The organism is Lentzea roselyniae, from assembly GCF_039537795.1.
In the GTDB taxonomy this organism is placed as follows: domain Bacteria; phylum Actinomycetota; class Actinomycetes; order Mycobacteriales; family Pseudonocardiaceae; genus Lentzea; species Lentzea atacamensis.
Genome location: NZ_BAABBE010000008.1, coordinates 178,662 through 195,971, shown reverse-complemented (window position 1 = coordinate 195,971; position 17,310 = coordinate 178,662). Strand labels below are relative to the sequence as shown.

Genomic DNA, 17,310 nt, shown 5'->3' with positions numbered 1-17,310 from the left:
CGACCAGCGGGCACCTCGTGACTCAAGCGCGTACATCGCAGAAGGAAAACGATGGCGAACTACACCACCGCGGACGTCAAGAAGCTCCGCGAGCTGACCGCCGCCGGCATGATGGACTGCAAGAAGGCGCTGGACGAGGCTGACGGCGACTTCGACAAGGCCGTCGAGATCCTGCGCATCAAGGGCGCCAAGGACGTCGGCAAGCGCGCCGAGCGCACCACGTCCAACGGCCTCGTCGCGGTCAAGGACGGCGCGATGGTCGAGCTGCGCTGCGAGACCGACTTCGTGGCCAAGAACGCCGACTTCATCGCCCTCGCGGACGAGATCGTCGCGATCGCCAAGGCCAACAAGGTCGCCGACGTCGACGCCCTCAAGGCCGTCGAGGTCGACGGCAAGACGGTCGACGCGCTGGTCCAGGAGTTCTCCGCCAAGATCGGCGAGAAGCTCGAGCTGGCCAAGGCCGTCGACTTCGACGGCACCGTCTCGACCTACCTGCACAAGCGTGCCGCCGACCTGCCGCCGGCCGTCGGCGTGCTGGTCGAGTACACCGGTGACAACGCCGAGGTCGCCAAGGGCGCTGCCATGCAGATCGCCGCGATGCGTCCGAAGTACGTCACCCGTGAGGACGTCCCGGAGGAGCTCGTCGCGAACGAGCGCCGCATCGCCGAGGAGACCGCTCGCGAGGAGGGCAAGCCGGAAGGCGCGCTGCCCAAGATCGTCGAGGGTCGCGTCAACGGCTTCTTCAAGGACGTCGTGCTCCTCGAGCAGGCTTCCGTGACCGACAGCAAGAAGACGGTCAAGGCTCTTCTGGACGAGGCCGGCGTGACGGTGACCCGTTTCGCTCGGTTCGAGGTCGGCCAGAGCTGATTCGCGTGAGGGCGGGGTTGCAGGTACCAGCGACCCCGCCCTTGGCGTGTCCAAAGAAGTTCCCCAGGCCAAAGGCGCGAGGAGAGGACCTGTGAGCGAAGAAGGTAGCCACGGCTACAACCGGGTGATGCTCAAGCTCGGTGGCGAGATGTTCGGCGGTGGTGGTGTCGGGGTCGATCCCGACGTCGTCCAGACAGTCGCCCGGCAGATCGCGGCCGTCCACAAGTCCGGCGTGCAGGTGGCCGTCGTGATCGGTGGTGGCAACTTCTTCCGCGGGTCGGAGCTCCAGCAACGCGGCATGGACCGCTCGCGTGCCGACTACATGGGCATGCTCGGCACGGTCATGAACTGCTTGGCGCTGCAGGACTTCCTCGAGCGCGAGCACGGCATCGACACCCGCGTGCAGACGTCCATCCAGATGACGCAGGTCGCCGAGTCGTACATCCCCCGCCGCGCGATGCGTCACCTCGAGAAGAAGCGTGTCGTGATCTTCGGCGGCGGTGCGGGGCTCCCGTACTTCTCCACGGACACGACCGCCGCCCAGCGCGCCCTGGAGATCGGCTGCGAGATCGTCCTCATGGCCAAGGCAGTCGACGGCGTCTACACGGCCGACCCCAAGATCGACCCCGACGCGTTGATGTTCGACAACATCACCCACCGCGAGGTGCTGGAGCGAGGCCTCAACGTCGCCGATGCCACAGCCTTCAGCCTCTGCATGGACAACAACATGCCGATACTGGTCTTCAACCTCCTCACCGAGGGGAACATCGCGCGCGCGGTGCGTGGTGAGAAGATCGGCACCCTGGTCAGCACCCCCGGTGGCCGCCCGGCCTTCTAGACCTGCTGGGATCTGACAGGAACCGGGAAGAAGAACACGCAGAGCAAGGAGCAGTCGTGATCGACGAGACCCTCCTCGACGCCGAGGAGAAGATGGAAAAGGCGGTCTCGGTGGCGAAGGAGAACCTCGCCTCCGTTCGGACCGGTCGTGCGACTCCCTCGATGTTCAACCGCATCCACGTCGACTACTACGGGGCGCCGACGCCGTTGAACCAGATGGCGAGCATCTCGGTGCCCGAGGCGCGCATGGCGGTCGTCAAGCCGTACGACGCTAGCCAGCTGAACGCGATCGAGAAGGCCATCCGGGACTCCGACCTGGGCGTCAACCCCGGCAACGACGGCAACATCATCCGCGTCGTCATCCCGCAGCTCTCCGAGGAGCGCCGGCGGGAGATGGTGAAGGTCGCCAAGCAGAAGGGCGAGGACGCGCGCGTCTCCGTCCGCGGTGTCCGCCGCAAGGCGAAGGAAGAGATCGACCGCCTCGTCAAGGACGGCGAGATCGGCGAGGACGACGGCGCGCGTGGTGAGAAGGAGCTCGACGCTCTCACCCACAAGTACACCGCGCAGGTCGACGAGCTCGTGAAGCACAAGGAAGCCGAGCTTCTCGAAGTCTGATGTTCCTGATGGTTTCGCCCGGCCGAGTCGGCGCTGGCGTATTAGCTCTGGCCGGGCGGAGGTCGTGATGGGAGCACAGGTGGCAGGCAGTCCCGCGGACGTGCCCGCGTCGAAACCGTCGCGCGCGGGGCGTGACCTGCGGGCGGCGATCCTGGTCGGCGTCGGGCTCGGCGCTGTGATCATCTTGTCGCTGCTCACCGTGCGGCAGACCTTCATCGGCATCGTCGCGGCTGCCGCGGCGGTGTCGACGTGGGAGCTCGCGCAGGCCTTCAAGAAGGGCGGCATCAACGTCGCCCTGTGGCCCGTGCTCATCGGCGGCCAGGCGATGATCTGGCTTTCCTGGCCGCTGGAACGCTCCGGCATGATGACCGCCTTCGTGATCACCGTCCTGGTGTGCATGATCTGGCGGTTCCGCGCCGGTTCGGACGGTTACCTGCGCGACCTCAGTGCGTCCGTGTTCACGGTCGCGTACGTGCCGCTGTTCGCGTCGTTCGCGGCCATGCTCGTCGTTCCCGAGGACGGCGCGGGCCGCGCGTTCGCGTTCCTCATCGGCGTCGTGCTGTCCGACGTCGGCGGCTACGCGGCCGGTGTCTTCCTCGGCAAGCACCCGATGGCGCCGACGATCAGCCCGAAGAAGTCCTGGGAGGGCTTCGCAGGTTCGCTGGTCGCCGGCATGGTCGGTGGCGCGATCACGGTGACCACGTTCCTCGACGGCCAGTGGTGGCAGGGCGTGCTGTTCGGCGCCGCGCTCGTCGTCACGGCCACGGCGGGCGACCTCGTCGAGTCGCTGATCAAGCGCGACCTCGGCATCAAGGACATGGGCAGCCTGCTGCCGGGCCACGGCGGCCTGATGGACCGGATGGACTCGCTGCTCCCGTCCGCCGTCGCCTCCTGGTTGATGTTGCACCTCTTCGTGCAGTGACGTTTCGCGCGCAACGCCGCAAGTAGTGGTTGTGAGAGACCACGAGACACTGGCGGCGTTCGAGCGGATCTACCGCGACAACGTTGGCGCGATCAGCCGGTTCTTCGCGCGACGGTGCGTGGACCCGCAGCTCGTCGGCGACCTGACCGCGGACACCTTCGTCCGCGCCATCACGTCGTTCGCCACGTTCGACGCCGCCAGGGGTCCGCGTCGAGCTGGTTGTTCGGCATCGCCAGACACACCTTCGCCGCGCACGCCGAGCAGTCCGCGAAGGGCGGCGACGTGGCGCGCAGGGCCGGCGGCAGACGCGAGCTCGACCGCGACGAACTGGCAGAGCTCGAAGCCCGCATCGACGCCGAACGGCCTGGTCGCGCGCTGCTGGAACGGCTCGCGCAACTGCCGGAGCTGGACCGGGAAGCGATCGAGCTCGTGCACCTCGGTGGTCTCTCTCCCAAGGAAGCGGCCGAAGCGCTCGACGTGCCCAAGGGCGCGATGCGCACCAGGTTGTATCGCGCCATGGCACGCCTCCGCAGGGTCGTCGACGACGAAGAGGAGGCACGAGCCGATGAGCAGGTTTGAGGACAACCTCTGGGCCGAGCTGGAACGCGAGCACGCTCCCGCACTGCTGGAGTCCGTTGCCACGCAACGACGTGCGCGCATGCGCCGATGGATGGGCGCAGCAGCAGGTGTGGTCGTACTGGGTGCCGCAGCCGTCATCGCACCCGTTTACTTCGGCGGCACGCCACCCGCTTACGCCGTGGTAGACAACCCGGACGGTTCGGTGACGCTGACGATCCGGGAGGTGCAGCGGTTCAAGGAGGCCACGGCGAAGCTGCGCGAGCGGGGCATCCCTGCGATCGCGGTGCCGTTGCGGACGGGCTGTGTGGAGACGGGGCGCAGGCTCGACGTCCCGGTGGCCGCGGTGGACTTCGAGCTCACCCGCGGGGCGCCCAAGATCACGATCACGCCCGGCCGCGTTCCGGCGGGCACCACGGTCGTGCTCGCGACCGACCGGACCGCCGATGACACCTGGATCGTCACCGGCGGTCTCTATGCGAATGACCAGCGGCCGGCGTGCCTGCCCAACCGCTCGCGCTAGTCGTCGTACGGGTCGTCCGCCTCGATGCGCGGCTCGGTCTCGATCACGCGGGACTGGTCGATCACCGAGAACGCCATTCCCGCGTGGTCCTCGACGACGGTGATGCGCCCGTACGGGGTGTCGTAGGGCTCGACGGTCACCCGGCCGCCGAGCTCCAGCACCCGGTACGCCACCGAGTCGGTGCCGATCTCCGGCGCGGCGTTGAAGTACACCATCCAGTGCGAACGCTCCGCGTACGGGAACTCCCGCCCCATCTTCTGTCGGCCGATCACCTCGGTGCCGTCGACGGACCACGTCGCGTAGTCCAGCCGGTGCCCGTCACCGATCTGCGTGATGTCGTAGTGGCACAACTCACCGAAGAACTCGTCGGCCGCAGCACCGTCCCGGGTGTTGAGCTCGGCCCACGCGTAGGCTCCGTGCCCGCCCATGCCGAAGCGCCAGTCGGGTGGCACGTGCCGGAACCCGACGGCGGCACCGGTCGGGTCGGCGATCACGGTGCTCTGCGTGTGGTCGGCGCCGTCCTCGGGGTTGCGCAGCACGGATCCGCCGAGGTGGAAGGCCTTCTCCGCGGTGGCCCGCGCGTGCGGCGTGACCAGGTACAACCGCCACGGTTCAGGCTCACCCTGCGGCAGTCCGGCGACGGGAACGCCGTCGAGCATCGCCACGGTGTAGCCGCCGTCGTCGGCGTAGTGCCAACCGAAGAGGCCGGTGTAGAACTCGATCGCGGCCTTGAGGTCGTCGACGGTTCTCTCGACCCAGCACGGGCTTCCTCCGAGCAACGGCGCGAGCTGGGGCGTGTTGGGCGCGATGGACACTGCCGCCTCCTGCAGGGAAGAGATGCGGTCACGCTACGCCGTAGTTGAACGAATTCGTACGGTCACCGGGAAATCGAGGCCCTACAGTGTCTTCGTGAGGGGATTCGTGCGGGCGGCGCTCAACGCGGTGCGTCCGGTAGATGTCGTACCAAGCCCGAACATCTGGCATTGGCCTGACGTGTACGAGGTGGAAAACCGCGCACAGGACGCACACGGCGCGATTTGGTTGGCGTTAAGCGAAGAATGTCCGTTTTCTGACGCGGACGTCGTGGACATCGGCTGTGGCGACGGCTTCCACCTGCCGATCTTCGCGTCCTCCGCGCGATCGGTCGTCGGAGTCGAACCGCATCCACCGCTCGTCGTGCGCGCCAAGCACCGGGTGGCGTCTCTGCCGAACGTGCGTGTCGTTTCCGGCCCCGCGCAACGGTTGCCGCTCGACGACGCCTCGTGCGACCTGGTGCACGCGCGCACCGCGTACTTCTTCGGGCCGGGCTGTGAACCGGGGCTGAGGGAGGCGGACCGGGTGCTGCGGCCGGGTGGCGCGCTCGCGATCGTGGACCTGGACGGCGCGGCCGAACCGTACGGGCCGTGGTTGTGCGCCGACGAACCGCGCTACGACCCGCGCGCTGTCGAGAAGTTCTTCGCGGACAACGGTTTCTCGTTGCGGCGCATCACCGCGGAGTGGCGGTTTGAGCGTCGTGAGGATCTGGAAGCGGTGCTGCGGATCGAGTTTTCCGCGAAGGTGGCCGAATGGGCCATTGCATCCATTGATGGGCTGAGCTTTCCGGTGGGGTACCGGTTGCACGTGCGCCGCAAGCCCACCGGTCTCATCCTGTAGGCGACGGGGGAGCCTGGCTCAGGCTCCCCCGTTCTCGTTGGATCAGCGCTTCCTGGGCTTCGGCGAAGGGCCGCCGATGAACTGCTGGGCAGGTGCCGCCGCGGATCGGCTGGCGACACCCGTCGCGGCGCTCGTTTCGAATGCGAAAGTCACCTCGTCGGCGCTGCGGTACATCACCACGATCTTGCCCGTGCTCAGCGCGACCATGGACGGGTCGGTGTCCGAGGGCCACGCGTTGCCGGTGCGCGAGTCGGTGAGCTTGGTCCAGCCGGTGAACGGACCGTCCACAACGGACTGAATGTTGGTGTAGATGAAGCCGTCCACCCCGCGGGCCGCGACCTTGATCTTCCCGTCGCTGATCACCGCAGCGGGCGAACCGACCGTGCTCAGGCCGTCGAGCGCGGTCCACGCCGTTTCGAAGCCAGACGTGGTGTCTCTCAGCGTGTGGACCTTGCCGTCGCTGCGACGGGCGAAGAGCTGCACCTTGTCGTTCTTCATCACACCTGCGGGATTCCCCGTGACGTGGCCTGCCTGCACCCCTCGAACGTTCGTGAGCACGCCGTTCACATACCTCGAGGTCACGACCAGCCCATCGGCGTAGGTCACCACCACTTCGAGGTCGTTGCCAACGGGCAGTGCGGTCACCTGGCCACCGAGGCCGGAGAAGCCGATCGTCCACCACGGCGATACGTGAGAGCCCACCGTCTCCTGGCTGCGGGCCATCAGCGCGCCCTGCGCGTTGATGGTGAAGAACTGCATCCGGTTGTCCGCGTACTTGACGGCCTCGGTCGGGCTGATGGACCACCCACCGAACGATGACGGCACAGGCCAGGTGACACCGTTGAGGGCACGGGTGGTCTCATAGGTGACCGTGTCCGTGCCGAGTGCGAAGACGTTCGGTCGGCCGTCCTGAGACATCAATGCGCTCGGTGTTGTGCTGATCTGCGAGGGGGTGTCGATCGCTGCGATGTCGAGGAAGTCGATCGGGGAGCCCTCGCGTTGGGTGGCGCTCTTCAACGTGCCCCAGGAGTCGACGTAGAAGCCTTGAACCAGACCGTTGCTGCTCTCGATCAGCTCGCTTCTCTCGAGCTCCATCACCGGTCGGGGTCCGGGACGCGTCGGCGCGGGGAGTCCGCTCAACGAGCAGGCATCGGTCATGGCGCCGACCTGCCAGTCCGTCTGCCATCCCGAGCCGACGGCAGTCGGTGTGCTCCAACTGCTGGTGCTGTCCGCCCAGCGATACCACCACAACGTGCCGTTAGGCTCGATCGCGTACAGCACATCACCGCCGGGGGAGAACACCCTGTGGTGCATGTTCCAGCCCGCCTCGCCCACGAGCTTCAGGTATTGCATCCACTGTTGGGAATCAGCGTGGTACTGGAACCGGTAGAGGGCGCCGTTGGCGATACCGGCGTCACGCGCGTAGAACACGCCCTTGTCGGCCGCGATGATCGTGTTGAATCTAGAGAATCCGGTGGCCAGCACCCGCTTCGACCATTTCGAGGCCTGTTCGTCATAGCGCGACCACGTGAGTTTTCCGGCGCTGTCGATGGCGTAGATGTCGCCCAGGGAATCGACGGTGATGCGGTTGATGTAGGCGGGGTCTCGCCATTGTCCCCATCCCGTGTCGATGGTCGTGTGCCAGCCGCCGCCAGGGCGCTCCCATTCGATTCCGTTATGACGGAAGCGGCGTAGTTCGCCATTATTGGGAATTTGGTAGACGCGGCCGTCTGCGCCGGTGATGATGGTCACCTGAGACCATTCGTGTCCGATTGTGCGCTGCGGCTTCCAGTCGTATGTTCCAGATTCTGGAGTGTTGTGAAAGTATTCGAGCAACGTCCCGCTGCCGGTGGCGGCATAAATTGAAACCGACTCGCGGCACTGGATCTGCTCGGCCGCCGCAGCGTGCTGATCTGGCAGTACGAGTGTGGCAACGGTCGCTGCGACCGCCACCACGGCGACATTGCGCAGGCTGGATCTACCGAATCTCTTCGGCTTCTGGTACACGCTGTTCCCCCCAAAGGTCGTGGCTGTGGCAGGGCCTTCCATCGCGGAGAGGCTGGCGAACGTTACCCCCTCCGTGGTCACTTGTTGTGTTGTCCTCAACCCCTTGCGTAATCGTTGTCCATGGCTCACTCTGGGGCGCCGCATGAGCGAAGGGAGTCGTCTCATGTGGGCTGGAGACTCTTGTGGGGGAAGCTGTGCCAAAAAATCGGGGGACCAGTCTGCCCTGCGTAGGAGTGGGCAGGCGTGCTTCGGTCCTGTTGGCCGTCATCATCGTGGCGGTCGGATTGTTCGGACCTGCGGCATCGCAGCTGATGCCACAGATGGCGGGTCTGCGCGAACTCGCGGAGGCGATGGAGCAGTCGCCCCGGCAGCAGTGGGGCAGCGCCGATGGCCTGTCACACGAGACGACCGACAACTTTCCGAACCAGGACAAGCCGGCGTCCCTCCAGAGCAAGTACCCCCGCATCGACGGCCAGCAGGCGGGTGCGGCGCGCAACGACGCCGAGGTCAAGTCCACGTTGGCGGACGTGCGCGGCTTCGACACCGCCACCAGCAAGGAAGTGCCTGAACAGCGCCGTGAACGGGAGCGCACGTATCGCAATGCCGACGGCACGCTGACCACTGAGTTCAGCCAGAGCGCCATCAACTACCGCAAGACGGACGGCAGCTGGGCGCCGATCGACACCACGTTCGTCGGCACGCCCGACGGCTGGCGCAACGCGGCTGACCAGGTCGACCTGCGCCTGTCCAGCCGAGCCAACCCGAACTCGTTGGTACGGCTCAAGTTCGACGACCAGCACGAGGTCGCGTTCGGCCTCCAGGGAACCGCAGCGTCGACCGGGGTCGCGAATGGCAGCTCGGTCACGTACGCGAAGGTGCTACCCGGCGTCGACCTGAGGTTCGAGGCACAGCCGGGTGGCGTCAAGGAAGTCATGGTCCTGGAGTCGGCCGACGCGCCGAACTCGTGGACTTTCCCGTTGCACCTCAAGGGATTGACCGCCAAGGTCATGGACGAGCAGGTAGTGCTCTCCGACCGCGACGGCAAGGAGCGCGGCCGCTTCCCGCGCGGCTTCATGACCGACTCGAACGTCGATCCGCGCACCGGTGACCCGGCGATCTCCTACGGCGTGAAGTACCGGATCGACGGTCAGAACCTGATCGTCGAGGCAGATTCGACGTGGTTGCGTGATCCTGCGCGCAAGTATCCAGTGCTGGTCGACCCCACGATCGAGAACCGCGGCACCTCGGACGCCCGCTTCTACCAGGGCTCCTGGAACACCTATGCGGGCTCGGACCTGAAGGTCGGCAACAGCGGTGGTCTGAACTCCGCTGGTTATCTGGCGTTCGCGGGCGTCGAGAGCGCCCTGCAGAACCACAAGATTCACGGCGCCGCGCTGTCGATCACCAACTACTGGTCCTGGTCGTGCAGCCCGCGTCCGGTCAGCGTGCATGCAGTGCTGTCGCCATGGGGCGGAGGTGGCTATCCCGGTCCCGCCATCAGTGGAGCGCTCAGCGAGTCGAGGTTTGCGCACGGTTACATCGCCCCTGGTCAAACGCGCTCCAATTGCCCGACTGCGGTGGAGCAGATCAACCTCGGTACCGCCGGCCGCGACCTGATCCAGCGCTGGGTGACCGGTGCGCAGGCGAACCACGGCCTCAGTGTGCGCGCGTCGGAATCCGACAACTACGGATGGAAGAAGTTCACCGGCCGCGACACCGCGAACCCACCGCGCCTCTACATCACGCACACCCCGTACGACGCGGAGTACCGCATCGATCGCGGTGTCCCGGAACCTCCTGTGCACGCACAGCAGGGCGGCAAGGTCAAGATCACGGTGACCAACCGCGGTGCGCAGACCTGGACGCCGTCGACGTTCGCGTTGGGCTACCGGGCCTTCACCGACCGGGGCAGTCCGGTCCGGACCGTCGAGGCAGCTCAGTTGCCGCACGACGTGCCACGCGGCTCTTCGGTGACGCTGGACGTGCAGATCGACCCGCTCGGCGCCGGTGCCTACCTGCTCGACTTCTCCATGCTGCGCAAGGGCGGCTCCTGGTTCACCGACGAGCAGATCCCGCCGGCCAGGTTGTCGTTCCGCGTCTACGACATCCCGCCGGTGGTCAAGGCCCAGTATCCGCCGAACGGCTACTCCTCGCCGACGCTTAGGCCACAACTGTGGGTGGAGGCGGTCGACATCGACTCGCCGCCGAACCAGGCGCTGCAGTACCGGTTCCAGATCTGCGAGTTCGCCAACGGTACGGAGACGAACTGCTTCGACTCCGGGTACGTCAACACTCGCATGTGGACGGTTCCGGCCGACAAGCTGTACTGGGGCCGTGACTACGTCTGGCGTTCGTTCGCCTACGACGGCAAGTCGGAGAACCCGGCGTTGCCGTGGAGCCACCTGCTGACCTCGGTTCCGCAGCCGAGCATCACCACGCATCTCGCAAACGCCCCCTACAACGGCGCCAACGCCGCGTTCGACCCGCAGAACGGCAACTACTTCTCCAGCGCGATCGACGTCTCGCTGGCTGGCGCCGGCCCAGAGCTCTCAGTCGCCCGCACCTACAACAGCCTCGACCCACGCCGTGATCTCGTGTTCGGTGCCGGCTGGTCGACCCGCTGGGACATGAAGGTGACGCCGGACAACGACGGATCCGGCAACGTCCTCGTCACCTACCCGGACGGGCAGCAGGTGCGGTTCGGTCGCAACCCGGGTGGTGGATTCGCGCCGGCACCGGGTAGGCAAGCCGACTTGAGCGCCCAGCCCGCGGAGTTCGGCGGCGGCTGGATCATGGTCGACACCAGTTCCACGTCCTACCGGTTCACGCCGGACGGCAAGCTGACCAGGATCGCGGATCAGACCGGCCAGCACCTCGAGGTCAAGTACGACCAGGCGACGGGCAGGCTGGCGGAGGTCATCAACCCGCGAAACGAGCGCAAGCTGAGCTTCGCCTGGGCCGACGCGCAGTCACCCGAGCACAAGCCGCACGTGCGGTCCGTGACGGTCGACGCGGGCAACAACCAGCTGCTCACGTGGAACTACGAGTACACCGGCGACAAGCTGACGAAGGTGTGCGACCCGAAGTCCGGGTGCACGCAGTACCAGTACGACCAGGGCTCGCACTACCGCAGCGCGGTGATCGACTCGAACCCCGGCTCGTACTGGCGTCTCGGCGACCCGGCCGGAGCCAAGATCGAGAGTCAGGTCCGCACCAACCTCGGCAAGGACGACGGCATCGCGAACGACGTGACCTGGGTACCAGGTGCCGTCGCGGGATCTCCCGATGGTGCACGCCAGTTCAACGGCTCATCGTCGTACGTGAAGCTGCCGGGCGGCTTGATCAAGAAGAACCGCGATCTCGCCGTGGAGATGTGGTTCAAGACCACGTCGAGCGGTCCGTTGCTCGGCATGCAGCACTACGAGTTCGCGCAGGACGCCACCCCGTCGGCGCCGCACCTGCCGGTGCTGTGGGTGGGCACGGACGGCAAGCTGCGAGGCAACTTCTGGAACAACAAGGTCGAACCGATCACGACGGCCGGCACGGTCAACAACGACCTCTGGCACCACGTCGTGCTGTCCGGATCCGTCGGGACGCAGTCGTTGTTCCTCGACGGTGAGCTCGTCGGCACCACGCACGGCGAGATCGACCACCTCACCATGACGCACAACCAGATCGGTGCGGCCAGTTCGGAGGGCTGGCCGGGTCTGGCGGCCGGCAAGCAGTACTTCTCCGGTGCGATCGACGAGGTGGCGTTCTACGAGCACGCCATCGGCTCCACCTCGGCCAAACAGCACTTCGACATGGTCAAGGCAGCTGACCAGCTCACGAAGATCACGCTGCCGAGCGGCCGAGTCGCCGCGACGATGAGCTACGACGTGGTCAACGACCGGCTGCGCGAGTACACCGACCGCAACGGCGGACTGTGGAAGATCGCCGCGCCCGCCGTGACCGGCACCGAACAGAACCTGGTGCGCACCACCATGGTCACGGATCCGGGAAACCGGTTCCACTACGCCGATTACGACCCCTCGCGTGGTCGCATCCTGCGCTCCCTGACGCCGCTCGGCCAGGGCGTGCGGCCAGAGGACATGGCCATCGGCGGCCCGGTGCCACCTGGCGGCGATCCCTGGAGCGGCGGCCCGAACCGCGGTCAGGGCGTGCGGACGTTCGACTACGACGACCGCGGCTTCCTGAACAAGATCACGGACGAGAACGGCAACCAGGTCCACCTGACCAACGACTCCCGTGGCAACCCGGTGTCGCGCAAGACCTGCCGCACGTCCTCCACGGATTGTCAGACCTCGTACTTCACCTACTACAACAACCCGAGCGATCTCACCGACCCGCGCAATGGCAAGCTGCTCACGTCGGCGGACGGCCGCTCGTCCGGTCCGGACGACACCACGTACCGCACGACCAACACCTACACGGGCGTCGGTCTGCGCGGATTGTTCGAATCGCAGAGCCTGCCGGACGGCTCGATCGTCCGGCACACGTACACGACGTCGTCCTCAGTCGCCCCTCCCGGCTTGGTGGAGACCACGACCGACGGCCGTGGCGCCAAGACGACTTACACCTACTACCGGTCCGGCGATCTGGAGTCGGTGAGGAACGCAGCCGGTCTGCTCACGCGGTTCACGTACGACAAGCTCGGCCGCAAGATCACTCAGACTGAGCTGTCCCCGGCGTACCCGCAAGGCCTCGCGACGAGGTTCACCTACGACGAGCTCTCGAGGCAGAAGACGATCACGCGCCCGGCGACCACGAACAAGGTCACCGGTGTCAAACACACGCAGCAGACCGAGTACTCCTACGACGCGGACGGCAACATCACCACGGCCAAGGTCAGCGACCTGACCGGCGGCGACCAGCCGCGTCAGGTGACGACCGAGTACGACGGCCACGGCCGGGCGGCACGGATAACCGACGCCGAGGGCAACGCGACCACCAACGGTTACGACAACTTCGGCAACCTCGCGTGGACTGTCGACGCGGTCGGCACCAAGCACGAGTTCCTGTACACGGCCCGCAACAAGATCGCCGAGGTGCGCCTGCGCTCCTGGCACGGTGACCCGATAGGTCCCGGTGGACCCGGTGGTGACGACGAGGGCGACCGCACCGTGCTCGACACGCTGGTCCTGAAGTCGTACGCCTACGACGTCGCGGGCAGGTTGACCCGCGAGACCGATGCGATGGGCCGCGCCAAGCGGTACGAGTACTACAAGGACGACTCGCTCCGCCGGGTCATCGCTTCGAAGATCCGCGACCCGTTCGACCCTTCCGGCGCGACTCGCGACCTGGTGCTGCAGGAGCACTTCTACGACAACGCGGGCAACGTGATCCGCACTGTCAACGCGGGCGGCCTCGTCGTCGAGAAGACCTATGACGTTCTCAACCGGGTCAAGACGGAGAAGGCCGACCCTGCCGGCCTCGCACGCGCCACGTCGTACGACTACGACGCAGGTGGCAACGTCACCCGTGTCGCGATCACCGGCAAGCCGTCGAACAACGTGCACCAGGAGGTGTCGCGCACATTCGCCGTCGAGTACGGCTACGACGCCGCGGGTCGCCGCACCAGTGAGACCTCCTTCAACGGCACTGAACGCCTGACCACGTCGAGCGTCTTCGACCAGCGCGGCCTGCTGAACTCGATCACCGACCCGCGCGGCACCGCTGCTGGCGCCGATCCAGTCGCGTTCACGACCAACTACACCTACGACGAGGCCGGCCGGCTGGTTTCCGTTGCCGCGCCCACGGTTCAAGTGGAGACGAACGGCGTCGCGGTCTCCTCACGGCCGATCGTCCACACCGGATTCGACACGTTCGGTGGTGTGACCGAGCACAAGGACGCCAACGGCAACATCAGCAAGCAGGCGTACGACAAGCTCGGTCGCACGATCCGGGTGGAGTCGCCCGAGTACACCAAGCCGGGTTCTTCGTCGGCTTCGCGCGCCGTCACGCTGACCGAGTACACCCCGCTCGGTGACGTCCGCAAGATCACCAATCCGCGTGGCGCTGTCACGGAGTTCAGCTACGACCAACAGCGCCGTCTGCTCGCCGCCTACCAGGCCGATGCCTCCGTCGCCGGCCGCACGTCCGGCTCGTGGCTCTACAGCTACACCCGCACCGGTGAGCGCCTCTCGGTCACCGACCCGACCGGTGCCCGCGTGGAGACGACCTACGACGACCTCGGTCGCGCCGTCACCTCCACGCAGCTGGAGCGTTACCCGACGCCGTCCGCCTTCACGACGAAGATGACCTACGACGACGGCGGCCGTCTCACGACGGTGACCTCGCCGTCGAACGAGGTCACGACGTTCGGCTACGACACGCTCGGCCAGCGGGTCTCCTCGACCGACCCGGCAGGCGTCGTCACGAAGCTCGGCTATGACAGCATCGGCCGCCAGAACCGCGTGTCCGATGGTTTGAACCGCACCACGTTCCAGACCTTCGACACGGCCGGCCGTCCGGCCACCCAGTACTCACTCGACGCGAGCGAAACGCTGCTGCGCTCGACTCGCAACCACTACGACCGCGCGGGCAACGTCGTGAAGACGACCGACCCGCTCAACCGGGCCACGACCTTCACCTACGACGCCATGAACCGCGTCATCGGCCAGGTCGAACCGGTCGCCGAAGGTCGTTCGATCACCACGTCGTTCGGCTACGACGCCATGGGCAACCTGAGCCGGTTCACCGACGGCCGTGGCAACGCGATGACCTACCGGACAAACAGCCTCGGCCTGCCCGAATCCGTGATCGAGCCGCCGACCGAGGCACACCCGGATGCCGCCGACCGCACCTGGACGACGGCGTACGACCTGGCTGGCAACGCGGAGCGCGTGGTGCAGCCGGGTGGTGTCACCCGCACGCTCACCTATGACTATCTCAACCGCGTGACCGCGGAGACCGGTGAGGGCGCGGAGGCCTCGACGGCGTCGAAAGCGCTCGGCTACGACGCGGCAGGGAGGCTGACAAGCTTCAACGCACCGGGGGGCACCAACACCCTCACGTACAACGACCGTGGCGCACTGCTCTCTGCCACGGGCCCGTCCGGCGGCTCCCAGTTCGTCTACGACGAGACAGGACGCCTGACCCAGCAGGTGGACGCGTCCGGCACCGCCAGATACACCTACCACCAGGGCAGACTCGCAACCGTCCAGGATGGACTGACGGGCGCCGCTCAGGCTTTCGGCTACAACGAGGCCGGTCAGGTGAAGACCGTCACCTTCGCCGGCAAGGTGCGCTCGTACGAGTACGACGTTTATGGCAGGCAGGCCTCTGACGTTCTGCGTGACGGTGCCACCACGCTGTCGTCCATCACTTACGGCTACGAGCTCAACGACCTGATCAAGTCGAAGACGATGACCGGGCTCGCGGGCTCGGGTGAACACACCTACGGCTACGACTATGCGGGCCGGATGACGTCCTGGACTTACGGCGGCAAGGCGACGTCGTACGAATGGGACGACACGGGCAACCGCGTGAAGGCCGACGGCAAGGTTTCGATCTACGACGCCCGCAACCGCCTGACGTCCGACGGCGACAAGTCCTACAGCTGGTCCGCACGTGGAACCCTGCAGACCGCCGGCTCCGACCGTTATGAGTTCGACGCGTTCGGCCGCGCAGTGAAGCGCGGTGCCAACACCTACGCCTACGACGCCTTGGACCGCATGGTGACCCGCGGCGCACGGACGTTCTCCTACGTGGGTGCCGGACTGGACCTGGCATCGGACGGTAGCGAGAAGTTCAGCCGTGGACCTGGCGGCGAGCTGCTCGCCACGCAGCGAGGCCTGGTGATGGCCGACCAGCGAGGCGACGTCCTCGCCGAGTTCTCTCCGTCTGGTCAGAACGCAGGTGCCACTACGACGTACGACCCGTTCGGCAAGGTCCTGGCGGGGGCGCGCACGGGAGTCGGTTACCAGGGCGACTGGACGGATCCGGATTCCGGTGAAGTCGACATGGGCGCACGCTGGTACTCACCGTCGACTGGTGGATTCACAGCTCGCGACAGCATTCCGCTGCCGACGAGCCCGTCCGGCCTCGCCAACCGGTATGCCTACGGTCGCGGCGCTCCCACGACCTACGTCGATCCAGATGGTCATGAGAACACCAGCGTCCTCGCACCGGGCAATGACCGGTACGTCAGGGACAAGGAGATTCAGCGCCAGAGTCGGATCGTCCGAGGCTTCGGCACCACGGCGATGCGGTTCGGCAAGATCGTCCCTGGCATCGGGTGGATTGCCTCAGGCGCGGACATCGTCATGGGCTTCTCCGAGAAGCCCGAAATGCATGCGACGGAAAACGTCCCGAGGGTTCAGCGTCCTAGCCAGACGACGACCGCGGGCAACCCGGTTTCGTTCTCCAACCTGCTTCGCGGCTTGTACAACCAGCTCGTCAGTCTCGGGCTTCAGCTGCGTGACCTGCTCGCCAGCATCAGATGGCCCGGTGGCTACGGGGTGGTCAACAGTCCTCAGCCGGTCTGGGATCCGTCGATCGTCGCGAGGGCGGAGGCGGAGAAGGCCGCCAAGAACGTCGCGCTGAGTCCGCCGCTCGCGGCGACGCAGCCGATCGTCGAGGGTGGGGTTGTCTCGAGCAATCCCCAGACGCCCGCGTCGAGGGTTGCTGTCGAGCTGGGTAACGTCCAGGACGCGAACGAGGTCGTCCGCAAGGTGCGAGATGCCGTGCTGGGCACCGACAACCCGGTGATCCAGAACGTTGCCGAGCAGGACCCGTCCGGGCTGTCGGGCTCGAGTAGCAGCACGAACGTCTACACCGAGGAGGGAATATTCCGGGTTAAGCGCGATGACAACGGTGTGTCGACCCAGGTTCATCAGATTACTTGGACCCGCCCTGGCAGTGAACTCAGCGAGTCGAGCGACAACGGTATATCCTTACTCAAGGGTAGCGGGCCCACACCTGGCGTCCTGGAAGTGAGTTCGCGTGTGAAATCAATTCGTGCGTTTCGCAACTACTCTCCGAGTGGACGCCTTGGTATCGAGTATGTCTTTGACCCGATTAGGGAAATTATGCTCGTAGGGGTTCCGCGGAGTGATTTATTCCCGCTCGGGAGTCCGCATCAGCGCCTTGCTCGGTCTGGCGGGATGGATGAGCGAGTGGTCCTTGGCGGCATGTTCAGTCGCGGCCCGGATGGCACTGCTTCGTTCAATGAGCACAGCGGGCACTATGGTGAACGGTGGACGCGTGAAACACAGAAACAGTTCGACAGATTCCTTGCTAGGCACAATATTGAGTTCGACTACACGAAGTGGAATGATTAGTCGTGTGGAAGCCTCTGATTCAACGT

10 protein-coding genes are annotated in these 17,310 nt (G+C 66.1%); 8 read left to right on the top strand and 2 right to left on the bottom strand.

All coding sequences use genetic code 11. The annotated features are described in order from the left end of the window. The first annotated feature begins 51 nt into the window (after positions 1 to 51). The 6 genes from tsf (at position 52) to ABFX45_RS16720 (ending at position 4,340) form a co-directional block, all read left to right on the top strand. Complete coding sequence (gene tsf / locus ABFX45_RS16745) at positions 52 to 867, top strand: translation elongation factor Ts (protein ID WP_109634027.1); 816 nt, start codon at positions 52 to 54, stop codon at positions 865 to 867. Between the two features lie 127 nt (positions 868 to 994). Next, on the top strand, positions 995 to 1,705 hold the full coding sequence (gene pyrH, locus ABFX45_RS16740) for a UMP kinase (protein ID WP_301325822.1): 711 nt from the start codon (positions 995 to 997) through the stop codon (positions 1,703 to 1,705). Between the two features lie 56 nt (positions 1,706 to 1,761). Continuing rightward, a complete protein-coding gene (frr, locus tag ABFX45_RS16735; RefSeq protein ID WP_109634022.1) occupies positions 1,762 to 2,319 on the top strand; it encodes a ribosome recycling factor in 558 nt (185 codons plus the stop codon). Between the two features lie 67 nt (positions 2,320 to 2,386). Continuing rightward, a complete protein-coding gene (locus ABFX45_RS16730) occupies positions 2,387 to 3,241 on the top strand; it encodes a phosphatidate cytidylyltransferase (protein WP_109634020.1) in 855 nt (284 codons plus the stop codon). Between the two features lie 219 nt (positions 3,242 to 3,460). Continuing rightward, the gene (locus tag ABFX45_RS16725) at positions 3,461 to 3,820 is read left to right on the top strand and encodes an RNA polymerase sigma factor (protein ID WP_346130884.1); all 360 of its coding nucleotides are present in this window, start codon (positions 3,461 to 3,463) and stop codon (positions 3,818 to 3,820) included. Then, on the top strand, positions 3,807 to 4,340 hold the full coding sequence (locus tag ABFX45_RS16720; RefSeq protein WP_346130882.1) for a hypothetical protein: 534 nt from the start codon (positions 3,807 to 3,809) through the stop codon (positions 4,338 to 4,340). The genes ABFX45_RS16725 and ABFX45_RS16720 overlap by 14 nt, the downstream gene beginning before the upstream one ends. Here ABFX45_RS16720 and ABFX45_RS16715 read toward each other — a convergent pair. Beyond that, a complete protein-coding gene (locus ABFX45_RS16715; protein ID WP_346130880.1) occupies positions 4,337 to 5,155 on the bottom strand; it encodes a VOC family protein in 819 nt (272 codons plus the stop codon). The two genes, ABFX45_RS16720 and ABFX45_RS16715, sit on opposite strands and share 4 nt — an antisense overlap. Between ABFX45_RS16715 and ABFX45_RS16710 the strand changes: the two genes are divergently transcribed. Then, positions 5,139 to 5,993 carry a class I SAM-dependent methyltransferase gene (locus tag ABFX45_RS16710; protein WP_346130878.1) on the top strand — a complete coding sequence of 285 codons (855 nt, stop codon included), beginning with the start codon at positions 5,139 to 5,141 and terminating at the stop codon, positions 5,991 to 5,993. The two genes, ABFX45_RS16715 and ABFX45_RS16710, sit on opposite strands and share 17 nt — an antisense overlap. A 42-nt stretch (positions 5,994 to 6,035) precedes the next feature. Here ABFX45_RS16710 and ABFX45_RS16705 read toward each other — a convergent pair whose 3' ends face one another. Further along, a complete protein-coding gene (locus tag ABFX45_RS16705; protein WP_346130876.1) occupies positions 6,036 to 8,000 on the bottom strand; it encodes a tachylectin-related carbohydrate-binding protein in 1,965 nt (654 codons plus the stop codon). A gap of 272 nt (positions 8,001 to 8,272) precedes the next feature. Here ABFX45_RS16705 and ABFX45_RS16700 point away from each other — a divergent pair, with 272 nt between their 5' ends. After that, positions 8,273 to 17,284, top strand: coding sequence for a LamG-like jellyroll fold domain-containing protein (locus ABFX45_RS16700; protein ID WP_346130874.1), 9,012 nt, complete (start codon positions 8,273 to 8,275; stop codon positions 17,282 to 17,284). The last annotated feature ends 26 nt before the right edge of the window (positions 17,285 to 17,310 follow it).